Below are 18,040 nucleotides of genomic sequence, written 5' to 3'. Positions count from 1 at the left end.
TCAATTTATCGAATTAATTCGTTATAGCTAATAACCGTATCGTACATGTATACATCGTTAAAGCACTCTGCTCTCTCGCTGCGTCTAACTGAGTGCTTCCATTAATTTAATAGAACGTCCAGAGCGCTCGTATCTTTCATTAAATAATACTAAAAATCATGATTGCACAAGAACGTATAATGCCGTTGAAGTTTATCTTCACTGGGAAAAACTGGACTGTATAAATTAACAGGCAGGTGGCATAATAGCGCGCTGCTGAATGTATAACACTATCAACTAACAGGTACCACACTATGGATGTATCTCGACTGCTAGACGAGCTAAACGACAAACAGCGTGAAGCAGTAGCAGCCCCACTATCTAACGCCCTAGTTTTGGCTGGCGCGGGCAGTGGTAAAACCCGCGTATTAGTGCATCGCATTGCGTGGTTAATGGAAGTCGAAAACATCGCCCCTTTTTCTATTTTGGCAGTGACCTTTACCAATAAAGCAGCCAAAGAAATGCGCGGCCGAATAGAGTCGTTGATGGGTCGCAGCCTGCACAATATGTGGATTGGTACCTTCCACGGGCTTGCACACCGCCTGTTACGCGCGCATCATGCAGAAGCCAACTTGCCTGAGAATTTTCAGATAATTGATTCGGATGATCAGTATCGACTTATTCGCCGCATTCTGAAGGCCATGAACTTGGACGAAAAGCATTGGGCACCTCGTCAAATTCAGTGGTACATAAATGGCAACAAAGACGAAGGCTTGCGCCCTCAGCACATTGAAACCCACGGCGATCATATTCAAAAGACCATGCGCGAAGTCTATGCGGCATATCAAGACGCTTGCGACCGTTCAGGCTTGGTAGATTTTGCTGAACTGTTGCTACGCGCACATGAATTATGGGCTAAAAACCCAGAAGTATTAGCCCACTATCAACGTCGTTTCCGTGCAGTGTTGGTAGACGAATTCCAAGATACCAACAATATCCAATATGCATGGCTTCGTATGCTGTGTAGTGGTGGTAATAATAACATTATGATTGTTGGCGACGACGATCAGTCTATTTACGGCTGGCGCGGCGCGAACGTAGATAATATTCAGCACTTCCTGAAAGACTTCAACGAGCCTACTACTATTCGCCTTGAGCAGAATTACCGCTCTACAGGAAACATTCTTAAAGCGGCGAACACGGTTATCGACAACAATACGGGCCGTTTAGGGAAAGAGCTTTGGACGGAAGACGCGCAAGGCGAGCTGATTTCTGTATATGCGGGTTTCAACGAGCTAGATGAAGCGCGCTTTATTGTTTCGAAAATCAAAGATTGGCTGAATCAAGGCAACGCCCTTACTGATACCGCCATTCTTTATCGAAACAACGCCCAGTCTCGAGTACTGGAAGAAGCCTTGCTACACGAAGGGCTGGCGTATCGCATATACGGCGGTCTGCGCTTCTTCGAACGCCAAGAAATTAAAGACGCCCTTGGCTATATGCGCATGGTAAGCCACCCGCACGACGATGCAGCTTTCGAGCGTGTAGTAAACACCCCAAGTCGCGGTATTGGTGAGAAAACCTTATCGCAAGTGCGCGACACCGCGCGAATGCACAACTGTTCAATGTGGCAGGCGTGTCAGTTGCTCATTAATGAAGGTGGCTTCAAAGGCCGCGCGCTAAACGCTATGCAAAGCTTTGTGTTGCTAATTACTGAGCTAGAGCAATCCACGTTAGATGAGCCCCTTGACCAACAAGCCGATAAAGCTATTCGCCAATCTGGTCTGTACGCTATGTACCAAGCAGAGCGCGGAGAAAAAGCTCAAGCACGTCTAGAAAACTTAGAAGAATTGGTTACTGCATGTAAGACCTTTATCGTGCCTGAAGAAGCCGAAGAAATGTCGCCTCTGGCAGCCTTTCTAGCTCATGCGTCGCTGGAAGCGGGTGAAACCCAGGCGGATAAAGACCAGGACGCCGTCCAGATGATGACCATACACACCGCCAAAGGCCTTGAATTTCCGCTGGTATTCTTAGCAGGTGTAGAAGAAGGCATGTTCCCTAGCCAAATGACCAACGACGAGCCAGGTCGAATGGAAGAGGAACGCAGACTTTGCTATGTTGGTATGACCAGAGCAATGCAAAAGTTGTATATTACTTATGCAGAAAGTCGTCGACTCTATGGCCAAGATAAGTATCATACTGCTTCTCGATTTATTCGCGAAATGCCAGCAGACTGCGTTGAAGAGGTTAGGCTGAAATCGACGATTTCGCGGCCCGTGCACAACCGCTTTAGCCAAGCGACGTCGCACGCCAGTTTTGAAGAAACGGGCTTTAGTTTAGGTGAGCGAGTTGTACACCGTAAATTTGGCGAAGGGATCGTACTTAACTACGAAGGGAGTGGTGAGCACGGTCGAGTTCAAGTAAACTTCGACGAATTTGGCAGCAAATGGCTGGTACTTGCTTACGCAAAGCTGGAGAAAGCGTAACATTATTAATAGGCAAGGTAGCCTAAACCTAAGTTGAAATGTATGCAGCAACACGTGCTGATCATCGAAAATGGTGAAGGCAACCTTGAACTTATAGCGAAATTAGTACGCCGGGCAGGTCTTACCCCCGTTGGCGCAACGTCGCTGACAGAAGGCAAAGCACGGTTTTCGCAAAATATGCCGGAAACCTTTCTGTGTGCTATTGTTGCATACTCGCTTCCCGATGCACCAAAAGGCGAAGCCATCGACTTTACGGTTGAGTCTTTCATTCCCACCATTGCTACAACAGAAAGTTTAGATAGCGCTATTCGCGATAAAGTCCTAGAACGTGACGTTGTCGATTACATTCCCAAAGAAAATTCGCAGAACTACGACTACCTCAATCGTCTTATTAGCAGATTAGAAAAAAACAAGTCTACTGGCGTCGTCGTCGTAAGCACTAATCGGGTGTTGCGCTCAAAAACCGTTTCATTACTTCAGCGCCACAATTTTATTGCGTTTGAATGCCTAACGGCTACAGACGCTATGCAATGCTTGTCTGAACACAAAAACGTACGTCTTGTTATCACTGACAACACGTTGCCTGATATGACAGGCACGCACTTTGTCGCCAGTTTAAGAAAAGCCTTTTCGAAAGAACAGCTGGCAATTATGGGCGTTGCTGGAGGCAAAGGCATGTTAATGTCTGCGCACTTTATTAAAAGTGGTGCAAATGACTTCTTGCGAGTGCCCTACTGTCATGAAGAGTTCTTGTGTCGCGTGATGCAGAACGTGGAATATATTGAGAGCGTTGAAGAAATTCGTCGTGTGGCCAACACCGACTATTTAACAGGTTTGCCTAACAGGCGCCACTTCTTCTACATGGTTACTGTACAACACCAAAACCTGTCTGAGGATCACGCTCTCGCCCTTATTGACCTAGACTTTTTCAAATCGATAAACGATACCCATGGCCATGACGCAGGTGACATTGTGCTAAAAGCCATGGCGGCCCTTATTGAGTTTTATTTTCCAGACGAAATTATTTCCCGCTTTGGTGGCGAAGAGTTTTGTATATACATGCCGTCAACACCACTAAAAGAAGCCTGTGAGCGTTTAGACGACTTCAGAAAAGTGGTGGAAGCGGAAATTATTCAGCTGCCTAAAAGCGACATTAAAGTGACCTGCAGTATTGGGGTAAGTGGCGCCCACACTCAGCGCGTAGATAAGCTACTAAGCCTTGCCGACAAGCAGCTTTATGCCGCCAAAAATAGTGGGCGTAACCAAGTGAAGTGCGAACCACCAGATGTTCCTCAGCAAGAGCAAGCTTCACTGCTTTAGCTTTTCACTCAATCAACCGCCGCTAAGCTGTCCGACGTTTCATTAAAGACTTGTGCGCAAAAGCACCTACTCCACCGCTAGCTTTCGCGCTTTACGCTGACTGCGGTAATTAACTAGCGAGTCGGCACTAAACAAGATAAGCGCAAACCACACAAAGCCGAAGGTTACCAAGCGCGACTCTTCAAGCGGTTCGCCGTAAAGGTAAACCGCCAGAATGAACATAAGCGTAGGGCCAATGTACTGAAAAAAGCCCAGCGTTGAATACATAATGCGCCTTGCTGCAGCGGTAAAACAAAGTAGTGGCGCGGTAGTTACAATGCCAGCCGCTAAAATAAGGGTATTTAGCGTGGCGTCGTTATTAAATAAGTTACTGTACTCAGAGCCAAAGAAGACCCAGTAAATAATAGCGAATGGCGAGAGCATTAAGGTTTCAATGAATAGGCCGGGTAGCGAGTCTACAGCCACTTGCTTGCGCAATAAGCCATATACGCTAAAACTTCCCGCAAGCACCAGGGCAATCCACGGCACGTGGCCGTAAGAGAAAATAAGAATAGCCACGCCAATAACGGCAAGCCCAACGGCTACACGCTGTAAGTTACGCAACCTTTCACCTAAGAAAAGTCGCCCTAAAAATACGTTGATAAGAGGGTTGATGTAATAGCCAAGGCTTGCATCAAGAATATGGTCGTTATTAATTGCCCAAATAAACAAGAGCCAATTCGCCCCGAGTAACAACCCTGCAACGAATAAAATCTGCATAACGCGCTTATTGCGAAAGGCGGCGCCCACTTTGGGCCACTGCTTTAGCGCGGCTATAAGCCCAACCAAAAGCACCACAGACCAAATTATCCTGTGCATCAGGATTTCAGCAGCCGGCAATACCATCAACTGTTTGAAATAAACAGGTGCGACACCCCACATGCTATATGCGGCAATTGCACAAATAACGCCGACTTGAGCGGCACTGGCTTGCTTAGACAAGACTGACTCCAACGAAATTCGGGGGAAGAAGGCGCGTATTGTTTATCAGGTTAGGTGAATACACAACCCTTAACGCTTTCCATTGCGGCAAAGGGCGTGTAACAAGCGGCATAATTAATGAAACGTAATTAACAAAAAATGAAAAAGCCCCACTAAATGTGCTCATTCAATGGGGCCTAAGATGCGTTCGTCATGAAAAAACAGGACAAGGTTTATCGCGGGAGTGGTGCTACAGCAGAAACAGTGTGCCCAAACCTAAGAATGCTACAAAGCCTACAATGTCGGTTACGGTAGTCAAAATGACCGACCCCGACAGTGCAGGGTCTATTTTCAGCTTGTCCAATATTACAGGTACAAACACGCCTGCAAGTGCGGCGGCTACTATGTTGAACAGTATAGCCAAACAGATAACCAACCCTAACATGGCATCGGTAAACCAGAAATAAGCAACAACGCCAATTACCAAGGCCCAAATCACGCCATTAACGCCGCCTACTTTAAGCTCTTTCACCATCAGCGCCCGTAAGTTGGCAGGCGTGACCTGCCCCAACGCCAAGCCGCGTACAATCAGGGTTAGCGTTTGACTACCTGCAATGCCTCCCATACTTGCCACTACCGGCATCAGTACCGCAAGGGCAACCACTTGTTGAAGGGTGCCTTCGAACAATCCAATAAACCACGAGGCTAAAAATGCGGTAAGCAAGTTAATGCCAAGCCAAAGGGCACGATTTTTCGCACTTTTGGCCACAGGCGAGAATAAATCTTCGTCCTCATCCATACCGGCCGAAGCCATCACTTGGCGTTCGTAAAACTCGTTAACCAACTCACTTGCAGAGGTCACATCTAATCGGCCGAGAAGCTTGTTGTTTTCGTCAACTACCGGCAGCGACGCAAGCCCAGAACGTTGAACAAGTAGCGACGCATTCATAGTGTCGTCAGCCCCTTGAATGGTCGTCACACTTTCTTCCGACAAGTCGAATAGCGACACATGATCTTGCGCATTGAAGAGGTGGCTAATTTTAACTAGCGCGGAAAATTGACCTGAGCGGTTCACCAAAAAAATGCTGTCACAATGCTGAGGTATGTCACGTCTTAATAAGCGTAGTCCTTCGCGCACTTTCGCGTTCGAAGGTAACACTAACTGCTCGTGGTTAACCCAGTGCCCTATTTGGTTATCGGGGAATTGTGTCGCTTCTCTGAAGTACTTACGCTCTTTAGAATCAAGTGATTCATAGGCCATATCGACAAGCCGTTTTGGCAATGAATCGAGTAGTTCCAGTAAATCTTCTGCGTCAATATCAGCAAAAATAGACGCCCATTCGTCGTGCGGCGTATTGTCGATAAGAATTTCACGGGGGTCGCTACGCATCTCAACCAATACGTCGAGCTTACGGTCGCGAGGAATGCCTTCCCATACCGCCAAACGTTTTTCTACGGGCAACGATTCTAACAGTGATGCGATGTATACCTCGTCTTGTCCCGCAAGGGTCGCTAACAAGGTCGCCGGATCGTCACCCATACTTTCGGTAACAATCTCTTCAATTAAATCTGGTAATGGCTCTGCCATGCTACACCTCCCGTTAATACCGCTCACTTCCTTTACACAACGTCACAACAGGCATTGTGGGATGATGCAAACCTATTAAGACACTGCTATCCCAGCATATACGTACCCGTGCCAAAGGCTATATGATCGCCTTTTTCGTTGTGCAATTCCATTCTACAAACCACTAATTTACTGCCCTTGCGTATAATCGTGGCTGTCGCAACAAAGCGCTCGCCTCTTCCCGGCCTTAAGTAGTCAACGCGCATATCGACTGTGCCCATGGTGGGCAATCTAACTTGAAGGTCCGCAAGGTGTTCACGTGCGGTTTGTTTGATGGTTTCTACAATTGAAACTAAACCACCGATGGTGTCTAGCATAGTCGCTGTTACACCGCCGTGTAGGATTTTTTGCATTGGATTGCCGGTCAGCGCTGGTTGCCAATCAAGGTGCAGGGAGATCCTTGTATCCAGCCCCTCTCCTTCAGTAACAAATTCCAAGCCCAGCAACTGGTTAAACGGCATAGTATCACGAAAAAGCGCAATTACATGTTTAATCATTAGTTCATGGTTTAGTGTTTCGCTGCCCTTAGCTTCGTCTTTATTAGTCGTTTTGTTATCCACTCGCTTTCCTTGATGAATTGATATTTGTAATGTGCTTATAAGCAACATTACTACCGAACGTAAGTTTGACGGAAATTCATCCAACCAATGATGTTGAATCAAAATAAATTATAAGAGCTGCTGCCCCTCTGATCAGGACTATCGCTGAATTTTAGTCTAGTTTTTTAAATTGCCCCGTGAAGACGTCGCCAAAAACGCGTAAAATCCAGCGCCATGACAACTGCAATAGCTCCATCAGAATTAGCGCCAGAAACGCAACGTGTAAAAGCACCAGAAACCGTCTTAAAAGATGTATTTGGTTACGATGCTTTTCGCGACGGTCAAGGCGAAGTCATTCACCAAGTATGTGAAGGTAAAGACGCACTTGTTTTGCTTCCAACAGGTGGTGGCAAGTCGCTGTGCTATCAAATTCCTGCGTTAGTGCGCCAAGGCACCGCTATTGTTGTGTCACCACTTATATCGCTTATGCAGGACCAAGTAGAACAGCTTAAAGCGCTGGGCGTAAAAGCTGCCTATCTCAATTCAACGCTAGAAACAGACGAACAAGCACGCATAAATGACGCACTTCAAGCAGGAAAGCTCGACTTGCTCTACGTGTCGCCTGAGCGTTTAATGCAGTACTATTTTCAGCAGTCGCTTGCGCACGCCGACATTGCCTTATTTGCCATTGATGAAGCGCACTGCGTTTCCCATTGGGGGCACGATTTCAGGCAGGATTATCGCGCTCTGGGGCAAATAAAATCCCGCTTCCCCTCTATTCCTGTTATTGGACTCACAGCGACTGCAGATTCGGCCACCCAAGCAGACATACTGACGCAGCTAAACCTTAACGACCCGCTGGTTTATAAAGGCAGCTTCGACAGACCCAATATTCGCTACCGCGTAATGAGCAAATACAAAGCCTTTGATCAAGTTGTTGCTTACGTAAAACAGCAAGAAGGTAGCGGCATTATTTACTGCAACAGCCGCGCGAAAGTCGACGATCTGCACGCTAAATTATTCAGACAAGGTTTTCGCTGCGCGGCCTATCACGCGGGTATGGATAACGACGAGCGAGAGCTGGTACAACGCCAGTTTCTTAACGATAAAATTGATATTGTGGTGGCTACCGTTGCCTTTGGCATGGGTATCAACAAATCGAACGTGCGTTATGTGGTTCACCACGACGTTCCACGCAGTGTTGAAAGCTATTATCAAGAGACCGGCCGAGCGGGGCGAGACGGCTTGGAGTCAGAAGCTTTATTGTTGTTTGATGAAAAAGACGCAGCCCGCGTAAAACAGTGGATAGAGCAAGGGGAAATAGCCGAGCGTAACCAAATAGAGTTACAAAAATTTGCAGCTATGGAAGCTTTTTCAGAAGCGCAAACCTGTCGTCGACAAGTACTCCTGAATTACTTTTCGCAGTTCAGCGACAGCGCCTGTGGCAACTGCGACATTTGCCTAGACCCACCTAAGATGATCGACGGTTTGGTGATTGCACAAAAAGTACTGTCGTGTGTACTTCGGCTCTCACAGCAAGCCTCTAGCCAGTATGTCATTGATGTCTTGCGAGGCAAGCAGCTTAGGCGCCTTCAGGAAGCAGGTCACCACCAGCTTTCCACGTACGGCATAGGCAAAGATAAATCGGATAGCTACTGGCACAACATTATCAACCAGCTTGTTCATAAAGGCCTTATACGCGTTGATATTACCGCTCATGCCGCATTGCGCTTAACCGAGGCCGCTCGGCCTGTGCTAAAAGGTGAAGTAGTGGTTCAGCTTGCCGTTCCGCGACTTGAATTTAAGCCCGACAAGAAAAAAGCAAAACAAGCGCCTGCTAACTACGACCGAACGTTGTTCACCCGTCTTAAGCACTTACGCAAAGTGTTGGCCGAAGAAAATGAAGTGCCGCCGTATGTGGTATTTAGTGACGCCACCTTAGTGGATATGGCATATAAACTCCCCACTACGCGCAACACCTTGCTTGATGTAAGCGGCGTAGGCCAAACCAAACTCGAGCGCTATGGTGAGGCTTTTATCCAGCTTATTGATGATTACATAAATCGAGAGCACTGAGGGCTTGCAGGCCAACTAGACTCTGTTTTCCAGCTGGCCGCAGTTTGCACAAAGTAAAAGTGCACGCAGTAGAGATAAACACACTAGGCGTAAGCGTATTCTCCCCCTTTCTCAAGCGCCGCTTTGTAGGCTTCTCTGGCATGAACCCGCTTAACGTAACCCTGAATAGCAGTAAAATCTTTCGCACGCCCGCTGGCTACCAACGACTCTAACGGAAATATCATTTGAACATCAGCGCCACTGGGTGCGTCACCCGCAAACCAAGTATTTTTCGATAAGTAAGATTCCACATAGCGTAAGCTCTGCGCTAAATTAGGGCCATAATAGGCATTTAAAATACCGTCTATCAGTTTGTTAGTAATTGGCTTAATAAAGAAAGGCTTCGAACCTTTTTGACGTGCTTTCTCCAGCACTAAGTTTGCCACTAGTGGCGGCATTAGCGAACCTTCAGCGAAATGCAGCCAAAACCAATACTGTTGAAGTGCCTCTGGGTCTTGAGGTACAGAAAATGCGTCTGTAGCGTGGTGGCGAACAAGGTATTCCACAATAGCACCAGACTCGGCAATAGAACCGTGCGGCGTAGTAAGCACCGGAGAGCGTCCCAGCGGATGAACAGCGCGCAATGAATCCGGCGCTAGGTTTGTTTTACTGTCTCGTTGATAGAATTCTATTTTGTACTCTACGCCCAGCTCTTCAAGAAGCCACAAAATTCGCTGCGAGCGAGAGTTATTTAAATGGTGAAGTGTTAGCATACCCCGTCCTTAATACGCTTAAATTAACGCTATTGTTTTTGTGTTGTACTATATACACTTTATAAAGCAAGCAGGTTTACAATAACCAGCGAATTGATAAGTTCTATGCAAAATCTCACCAAAGAAGATATTCAACAGCACGCCGTGGTTAACGAACAAAGCGTAGAAATCCGCGTTGCATTACCTTTAACGCCTCTTAAAACTCAGCAGTGGGCAGAGCAGTTTTGTGAAATTTTTCACTTTTCACTATCCGACGCAGATTGGGGAGCCGATCGCTTTCAGGCGCTTGTTACCACCCAATCCAGCAATACAAATTTTCAATGCATACTTTGCATTGAGTGGCTTTGCGAGGCGATTTGGCTGGAACCGGTAGGCACTCAACAATCACCGAATGCGATCTACCAGTATCTTCAAAACACGTAAGTATTACCGTGCCTTTTTCTTTCTGTTTGGCTTTTAGGACAGACTAGTATTATTCTATAGAAAACACATAATTAGCGCTTCAAGGATCATGCTAGTGCCAATCTCCCAGCTAACAAAGTACGTTGCAGCTTTGCTCATTAGTTGGGTGGTTCTAAGCATAAACGCCTTTGCCAGCCCGCGGCTTGTTATCGATGAGTCTTTCGAAAGGGAAATCATCAACCATTATGCTCGGGTATCAATTGCACCTAATAGCGCAACCTATTTTGATGTATTGACGGGAAGCTCCACAAAAACACCAACAGCAACGGCTTCTTCAACAGAACGTGTGTGGTATTCAACAGAGCTTGTTCACTCTGGCTATAGTGCCATTCCCTTAATGCTTAATATCGACCGACTAAACGTTGATGATTTGCAGATTTATCTTCTAGACAGCAGCCAGCGAATTATAAAATCGTACCGTTATCAAGCCGGTAAAGGTGACTATTCGTTAAGACAACCGCTTCCAAATATTAGGCTTGCTTTCACCCTTCAACCATACCAAGACGCTCGGTTACTAATCGCAGTGAAAGACGAGGGGCTAAAGTACTTTCCAATGTCACTATGGGAGCGAGACCTGCTTACTCAACATGACACTAATATGCTGACTTTGCTTGGTGCTGTGTCGGGTGTGATGGCACTCATTGCTTCCTATTTTCTTTTTTCCTACTTATATCAGCGTATCCCTACCCGCTTCTGGCTAACCATGTCGTCATTGGTGCTTATTGCATTATTGTTCATTACAGAGGGTGGCCTCGCGTTTTGGCCTAGCCTGACTAACGCCAGCGAGCATTTTTACGCCGTATGCTTCGGCGTATTACTACTGTGTATTGGAAAAGTGACTCATCACCTGTTCTCTAGTGTGCCTTTTGTTTTAAGACTGCTAAATTATGCCCTACCTATTGCTGCTACCATTTACTGTTTTACCGTAAATGCTTATATGGTCACAATCACGCTGCTTATACTCACTGCGGCGATGGGTTTGTATCACGTTACCCTTGCTCTTATCTTTAAAGACAAAGGCAGTAGTGTTGTCAGCACCACTTATATTCTGGCCTGGCTATCTTTCTTTGCGTTTTACGCTTTGGTGACCCAAAACCTTTTCAGCGACCTTATTTATACTGTCGATGTCGCGATGGGAATGCTGTTTTTCTTAACCTTGGGTTTCCTGTGTTTTGGATTTGCGGTCATCACAAAAGAGCAGGTACTCAATCAACATAAACTCTCCTCTCAAGCTGAAACAATTTCTAGCTTAAATCACTTTTATGACTTGTTCCGAAACTCCGCTGAAGGACACTACACATCAACCTGGGACGGTAAGCTAATTTCAGTTAACCCTGCGATGTGCACGGTGTTTGGGTATGAGAATGAGGAAGAAATGCTTAGCGAGGGAGCAAGCACAAAAGCCTTTTACGCATCACCAGAAGACAGACATGTATTGTTAGGTGAGATATCACAGCAAGGCCATGTCACCAGAAAAGAGATACGGGGAAAACGTCGGGACGGCACTGAGTTCTGGTTTTCATTGTCTTGCCAGATCCGCGAGAACGATGAAGGAACTTACCTGTACGGCTCAATTATTGATATCACGGAAAAAAAGCAATCCGATTTAAGCCTTCAGTATTTGGCCACTCACGACTCACTAACCGGCGTATACAACAGACGGCAATTTGAATCTGTCTTCAAGGAAAAAGTGAATAACCACAGCGCGTTACCTGTGTGCCTACTCTTTTTAGATTTAGACCGATTTAAAGTGGTTAACGACACCTGCGGTCACAAAGCGGGAGATGTACTCATAAAAGACGTCGCCCGCCTGATTGAAAATACGCTGCTACCCAACGCGCAGCTAGCAAGACTCGGGGGTGATGAGTTTGGCGTTATCTATTCAGATTTAGATGCTGATGCGGTATATCTCAATGCAGTGAAAATACTCAATGCAGTACAGGCCTATCGGTTCATGTGGGATAACCGAATATTCAACCTAGGCGTAAGTATCGGCATGGTTGTGTGCGACGATAGTAACGTTAGCTCAGGGCAGTATTTAAGTATGGCTGACGCCGCCTGTTATTTTGCCAAAGAGCATGGCAGAAATCAGGTGCATAAATATAATAAAGATGACGAGAGCATGCAGCGCTATCAGCGTGAGTTGGACTGGGTCTCTTCTATAAACAACGCCTTGGAAGAAGGGCGCTTTGAACTTTATTACCAGTCTTTAAGACCTTTGAGCAAAGCCAGCGATGGTCACTATTATGAAGTGCTATTGCGCCTAAGGGAAAAAGACGGAAAAATTGTTGAGCCCGCTAATTTTTTACCCACGGCCGAGCGCTTTGAAATGAATGTAAATGTCGACAAATGGGTAGTCACAAATACGTTCACATGGCTGTCTGAAAACCCTGAACATCTCGCTGAGTTAAGGCGATGCAGTATAAACCTCAACTGCCATTCATTAGCAGACAGAGATTTTACGTTATTCATTTTAAACGCTTTCGAAACCTTTAATATTCCTTACAACAAGATCTGTTTCGAGGTGATCGAGTCGGTAGCGATTATAAAAATGGAGGACACCCTTGCCTTTATGCGTACCTTTAATCGCCTTGGGTGTTCGTTTGCCCTAGACGACTTCGGCAGCGGCTTCTCTTCGTACAGTTATCTCAAAAGCTTGCCGGTTAATCAGGTAAAGATTGACGGTATGTTTATCAAGGATATGCTGAACGACAGTGTAGACACGGCTATGGTTGCGTCAATCAATGATGTAGCGAAAGCCATGGGTATGCAAACCGTCGGGGAATTCGTTGAAAATGAAGGCACCATGGCACAACTTGGCAAAATGGGCGTTGATTTTGCCCAAGGCTATAGCGTTGCAAAGCCTGCCCCGCTGCGAGAGTTTACCCCACTTTAATAACTGCACTTAATATACGTCTTACGAAAAAAGTGATAGCACTAGCGTCAACTCGCGTATAATAAAATGGTAGACTTGCAAAAAAAGAAGTCATCCCCACTTATTGCCTACTGTCCAAAGTGTAGAAGTAACATGAGTAGCAAACAGCCTAAATACGAATATGTCAGTACCGCAAAATTACCCACTCGCATGGGTGATTTTAAAATACACGGCTTTGTTGAAGCCAGCGGCCAAGAACACGTTGCCCTTTCTTATGGAGAGTGGAAAGAAGACGACGTAGTGCCAATTCGTATCCATTCAGAATGCTTAACAGGCGATTCTTTATTTAGCACTCGCTGTGACTGTGGCTTTCAATTAGAAAAAGCCATGCAAAATATCGTCGATAATGGTCACGGTGTGCTGTTATACCTTCGCCAAGAAGGTCGCGGTATTGGTCTTTTAAATAAAATTCGCGCCTACAACCTTCAAGATAGTGGCATGGACACGGTAGAAGCTAACGAACATCTTGGATTTGACGCCGATTTAAGAAGTTACGATATCTGCAAGCTGATGCTAGATACGCTGAATGTGAAGCATGTTGAGCTTATGACAAACAACCCGAAAAAGTTGGCAGCACTAAAAGCGCTTGGTATAGACGTGGTTGCACGTAAGCCTATTGACCACGGTATCACCAAAGACAACAAGCATTACTTAAAGACGAAAACAGAAAAGCTTGGGCACGCTTTCGACCCCCACGTTTTCAAATAGACGAGTTATTTAAAAACGCCCACACCGATGTGGGCGTTTTCTATTCAGCTTGGGTTAATCATAGACTGATTATAACGTATACAGACTTACCATTTGGCGCGCGAAAAGCCGTTGCTCATGCGCTAAGGAGAATGTATGAAAAACATAACCTTATCTGTGATTGTCGCACTGTCTAGTGTTTCAGCGCTACCTGTCATCGCCCAGTCGAACGCCAACCTTGCACATGTTTCTGCGTCAACGCAGCAATATTCTGACGCTGAATTAGACAGTGTACTTGCGCCCATTGCGCTTTATCCTGATACCCTGCTTACTCACATACTGATTGCGGCTACCTACCCGCTTGATGTAGTTGCAGCCGACCGCTGGCGCCAAAGCAACAAGCATTTAACCCCGGAACAGGTCGAAAATGTGCTGGCGAGTGTTAACTGGGATCCCAGCGTAAAAGCACTTGCTCCGTTCACCGACTTACTCAGCACCATGGCGAATGATCTTCAGTGGTTACAGCAACTTGGTGATAACGTATTAATTGATCAAAGCCGTGTGCTAGACCGCGTGCAGGTGCTTCGACAACACGCCCTCAACACTGGCAATCTGGTGACCAATGACTACATTGAAGTTGAACGGGAACGTGAGCCTACTCGCGAAATAATTTACATTGAGCCCCGTCAGCGGGAAGTGGTGTATGTGCCTTATTACGACCCACATGTTGTGTACGGTCACTGGTGGCACACAACTTCACCAGTTCGCTGGCGTCATCACGTAAGCTATCATCATCATAGCAATGTCTATTGGTCTCCAAGCATCCATCTTTCTACGTTCTTTTTCTTTGGTAGCGTGCATTGGCATAACCGTCATGTGGTTATTCACCGCGAGCCTGTACGCCGGTATTATCACGGTAGCCCAAGAAAACGCGTGATAAGCCGAGACTATCGTCGCTGGGAACACAACACGGTGCATCGTCGTGCGCGTTACTCTACTCGAGTAGTTCACAATGCGCCTTCGCGATATGAACATGCGGGTGTGTCGCGGGCAAAGCACTTGTCGAATAAACACGCTAGCACGGTAAACACATCGAAACGCCAAAATGACAGAAATACCGTAAGACCCATAGCGCGTACCGAAAATACCAAGACGGTAAGACGCACTATTGAGCCAAAACAGGTAACGCCACTTAGAGAAAGTCGTTTTCAGAACAAACAAGACTCGGTAAGCCGCAAACAATCCATTGAGCACGCGCTAAAACGCAATCAAGCGGCGAGCAGAAGCGAGAAGCCGACTAGAGACCGGACGCTAAGCCAGTTAAAGCAGGACAAACCCGCTCGGATATCAACGCCGTCAGAGTCGAAGCGATATGCTAATAGAGAAAACACGCTAAAACGCCCAGCTAAACAAAACATAAATCGAGAGCGAATTGAAAGAACGAGTCCGCAAAACAAGCCGGTGGCTCGAGAGAGCAGTAAGCCAAGACGAATTGAGCGGGCGAGGACTTCTTCAGTAAGCCGTGCTCAAGTTAAGAATTCTGAATCAAGCAGAAACAGGACGATAAAGCAGGGACGAACTGAGAAGACGCTGCGTTAGCACTAAATTAGAGCGTTAGTTTCCTATCAGCAAGCCAGCAAACCTATAATTTGCTGGCTTCACTTTTCATTTATTCAACGCTTAGGCCCTATTCAAATGAAAGCTTATCAATGCGTCGACAAAGCGCAGGGGAGACTGTTCATCTAAATTGAAGTAAAGAGAGGGCTCAATAAGTTCAAGTTCCATTATCGCCCAGCCACTGCCCTGCCTGACTAAATCAACCCGTGCATAAAGTGCTTCGCAAGGCATTGCTGATAATGCTTTCTGGGCAATATCAAGTTGTTCTTCATCTACGGCAACGGGATGTAAGCTCCCCCCGTGCTCTTCTTGTACGCGAAAATCGCCTTTCTGCGGCACCTTTTTAATGGCATGGCTGTACTTCCCTCCAAAATAGAAAAGCGAGTACTCCCCTTCTTCAACCACGCTATTTAAGAAAGGTTGAATCATGAAATCACGTTGATTAAACGTATCAGAAAGCGCCTGTTGCTGTTCATGCCAATTTGAGACCGAGAGCTTAAACGTATCATCAGCATTAGCGCTAAGCGTAGGTTTAACCACCACAGTGTCGCAATTGAAATGGGAAAAGGCCTCATCAATAACACTGTTATTAAATGTATTACTCCACCGTGTACTTACAATAGGCACGCCCTTGCCCTGTAGGTCTTTTAAGTAGTGCTTTTCAATATTCCACTGCATAAGAGGCAATGGATTGAGCAAGGTTGCGCTCGACGCATCAATTTGAGTTAAACAAGCCAGAAAGGCCTCTGGATGCTGCTGATAATCCCATGTACTGCGCACAATCACGTAGTCAAACCTATCCCAGTTCTCTGACTGACTATGCCAAGATATGGTTTCTACAGACCAACCGTTATCATTGAAAAACGGGATCAAAAGCTCGTCGTACACAAAGAAGTCTTCAAGGTGGTCAGTAGAAAGAAAGGCGATGGCAGGCATGATTGTGTCCTTTAGCTTATTTAGGCATTCGAAGATTAAACTTTTTTAATAACAGTAACTTCTATACAAAAGTTAAATGGCGTAAAAACCGTGACTTACGTAAACTGTGGCGAAGTTAGCACACCCCTTATTTTTAACCTACACTTAATCCCAAATACTTGTCGGAGATTGGCATGCAGTATCCTTGGCTCCTAGAAGGTCACAAGATTTTTCGCTTTGTAATTGTTATCCAACTGCTAATTGCGATTGGCATCGGTTTTTATACTGGCGAGATTCTTCCTGCATTTGTTCTTGGTATTCCAATTGCTGTCGTACCACTTGTACTTAGTTTGCAAAATCCCTATTCAGCGATAAGTCGCCATGCGACGGCTATCGGTGTTCAACTGCTAACAGCCCTCCACATCCACCAGTCATTCGGGTTAATTGAAGTCCACTTTGAAATCTTTGTTCTTCTGGCATTTCTTTCCTACTTTAGAGACTGGAAAGTGGTGGCAACCGGCACCGCAGTCGTTGCTGTCCATCATATTTCGTTCTTCTTTTTACAAGCGGGCGGCGCGCCGTTATTTGTTTTTGAAGAAGGTCACGTAACCTTTCCTATCTTGCTGATGCACGCCGTATTCGCGCTTTCTGAGGGCGGTGTTTTGATGTACATGGCTAAACAAAGCCATCAAGAAGGTGCCGGTGCGGCTGAACTGCGCTTAGCTATTGAGACCATGCAAAAGGGTGACGGTAGACTCGATTTATCTATTGAACTTAACCGAGGCCACAAGATTGTGAGACCTTTCGCAGAGCTCATCGACCAAGTAAAAGCATTAATTGAGCTTGCTTCAAATTTAACAGACGAAGTTGTTAGAGGCTGTGACAAGATGGAGCTGGCGGCAAACAACATGTTTGAAATCAGCAGAAACACTGACCAAGAGATTGCCATGGTATCGGCATCGTCAGAAGAAATCGCACAAACGATGCAGCTGTCTACCGAACAAACAACCCTTGCCAGCGACAAAGCCTCTGCGGCACAAAGTTCTTCGCAGACTACGCGCGACTCTATTTCCAACACAAGCCGCACCATAGATTCGCTGCGCAACACATTAAATGCGGCAGCGCAGACAAACTCGGCGCTTAACGAGCAGTGCGCGCATATTTCTGACGCAATGCGCTCTATCACCGCCGTTGCCGAGCAAACCAACTTGCTTGCGTTGAACGCAGCAATCGAGTCAGCCCGCGCAGGGGAGCACGGCAGAGGTTTTGCCGTTGTTGCCGATGAAGTACGCACTTTGGCTATTCGCTCAAAAGAAAGTGCAGACCAAATCACAAGTATTACTGAGCAGCTAGTTGCCCAAACCGCCAGTTCAGTCGAACAAATGCAAACCTGCATTCAGCTGGTTGATGAAGCCGTTGTATCGAGCGATAACGCCACTTCAGCCATGACCCAGATCATGCAGCAAATTCGCGAAGCGAGCGAAAGCATGACCGAAATAGCGACATCAGCGGTGGAGCAAGAAACCGCATCGTCTTCTATAGCGCAAAGTACGGCGCGATTAAGCGAATTCACTTCTGAGGAACTGGCTACCGCTGAATCGCTAGCAGGCGAAGTTGAGGTGTTGTCACAAATCTCTCAACGCATGCGCAGTGCTATCGAGCGATTTAAGCTTTAACCAAAGCGC

The 18,040-nt window shown here is 46.3% G+C and carries 13 protein-coding genes; 8 read left to right on the top strand and 5 right to left on the bottom strand.

The genetic code is table 11. From position 1 onward, the window contains the following. Nucleotides 1-293: 293 nt before the first annotated feature. A complete protein-coding gene (gene uvrD, locus ACFI6L_RS08245) occupies nucleotides 294-2,465 on the top strand; it encodes a DNA helicase II (protein ID WP_014977964.1) in 2,172 nt (723 codons plus the stop codon). Between the two features lie 42 nt (nucleotides 2,466-2,507). After that, nucleotides 2,508-3,785, top strand: a complete 1,278-nt coding sequence (locus ACFI6L_RS08240) for a GGDEF domain-containing response regulator (protein WP_014977963.1) — start codon at nucleotides 2,508-2,510, stop codon at nucleotides 3,783-3,785. Nucleotides 3,786-3,851: 66 nt separating this feature from the next. On the opposite strand, the gene rarD is transcribed toward ACFI6L_RS08240, so the two are convergent. The 3 genes from rarD to ACFI6L_RS08225 all read right to left on the bottom strand — a co-directional run bounded on the left by rarD (nucleotide 3,852) and on the right by ACFI6L_RS08225 (nucleotide 6,932). Then, nucleotides 3,852-4,766, bottom strand: coding sequence for an EamA family transporter (rarD, locus tag ACFI6L_RS08235; RefSeq protein WP_462573763.1), 915 nt, complete (start codon nucleotides 4,764-4,766; stop codon nucleotides 3,852-3,854). Between the two features lie 229 nt (nucleotides 4,767-4,995). Continuing rightward, on the bottom strand, nucleotides 4,996-6,333 hold the full coding sequence (locus tag ACFI6L_RS08230; RefSeq protein ID WP_014977961.1) for a magnesium transporter: 1,338 nt from the start codon (nucleotides 6,331-6,333) through the stop codon (nucleotides 4,996-4,998). Nucleotides 6,334-6,419: 86 nt separating this feature from the next. Continuing rightward, complete coding sequence (locus tag ACFI6L_RS08225; RefSeq protein ID WP_049587099.1) at nucleotides 6,420-6,932, bottom strand: thioesterase family protein; 513 nt, start codon at nucleotides 6,930-6,932, stop codon at nucleotides 6,420-6,422. A 213-nt stretch (nucleotides 6,933-7,145) separates the two neighbouring features. On the opposite strand from ACFI6L_RS08225, the gene recQ reads away from it, so the two are divergent. Then, on the top strand, nucleotides 7,146-8,987 hold the full coding sequence (gene recQ, locus ACFI6L_RS08220) for a DNA helicase RecQ (protein ID WP_462573762.1): 1,842 nt from the start codon (nucleotides 7,146-7,148) through the stop codon (nucleotides 8,985-8,987). 83 nt (nucleotides 8,988-9,070) lie between these two features. Here recQ and ACFI6L_RS08215 read toward each other — a convergent pair whose 3' ends face one another. Continuing rightward, complete coding sequence (locus ACFI6L_RS08215; protein WP_462573761.1) at nucleotides 9,071-9,739, bottom strand: glutathione S-transferase; 669 nt, start codon at nucleotides 9,737-9,739, stop codon at nucleotides 9,071-9,073. 105 nt (nucleotides 9,740-9,844) lie between these two features. Between ACFI6L_RS08215 and ACFI6L_RS08210 the strand changes: the two genes are divergently transcribed. The 4 genes from ACFI6L_RS08210 (at nucleotide 9,845) to ACFI6L_RS08195 (ending at nucleotide 15,422) form a co-directional block, all read left to right on the top strand. Continuing rightward, nucleotides 9,845-10,162 (top strand): hypothetical protein, encoded by a 318-nt coding sequence (locus ACFI6L_RS08210; protein WP_014975341.1) that lies wholly within the window; start codon nucleotides 9,845-9,847, stop codon nucleotides 10,160-10,162. Nucleotides 10,163-10,250: 88 nt separating this feature from the next. Further along, on the top strand, nucleotides 10,251-13,097 hold the full coding sequence (locus ACFI6L_RS08205) for an EAL domain-containing protein (RefSeq protein WP_462573760.1): 2,847 nt from the start codon (nucleotides 10,251-10,253) through the stop codon (nucleotides 13,095-13,097). A 132-nt stretch (nucleotides 13,098-13,229) separates the two neighbouring features. Beyond that, a complete protein-coding gene (ribA, locus tag ACFI6L_RS08200) occupies nucleotides 13,230-13,844 on the top strand; it encodes a GTP cyclohydrolase II (protein WP_014947836.1) in 615 nt (204 codons plus the stop codon). Between the two features lie 135 nt (nucleotides 13,845-13,979). Next, nucleotides 13,980-15,422 (top strand): DUF3300 domain-containing protein, encoded by a 1,443-nt coding sequence (locus tag ACFI6L_RS08195; protein WP_462573759.1) that lies wholly within the window; start codon nucleotides 13,980-13,982, stop codon nucleotides 15,420-15,422. 81 nt (nucleotides 15,423-15,503) lie between these two features. Here ACFI6L_RS08195 and ACFI6L_RS08190 read toward each other — a convergent pair whose 3' ends face one another. Next, nucleotides 15,504-16,376, bottom strand: a complete 873-nt coding sequence (locus ACFI6L_RS08190) for an ATP-grasp domain-containing protein (protein WP_061439009.1) — start codon at nucleotides 16,374-16,376, stop codon at nucleotides 15,504-15,506. 173 nt (nucleotides 16,377-16,549) lie between these two features. On the opposite strand from ACFI6L_RS08190, the gene ACFI6L_RS08185 reads away from it, so the two are divergent. Then, nucleotides 16,550-18,031: a methyl-accepting chemotaxis protein gene (locus ACFI6L_RS08185; protein WP_462573758.1), complete on the top strand. Its 1,482-nt coding sequence runs from the start codon at nucleotides 16,550-16,552 to the stop codon at nucleotides 18,029-18,031. Nucleotides 18,032-18,040 lie beyond the last annotated feature (9 nt).

This window comes from Alteromonas sp. G4i35 (genome assembly GCF_054960375.1).
The sequence above is the reverse complement of the archived record's forward strand: the minus strand, read 5'-3'. Positions and strand labels throughout refer to the sequence as shown.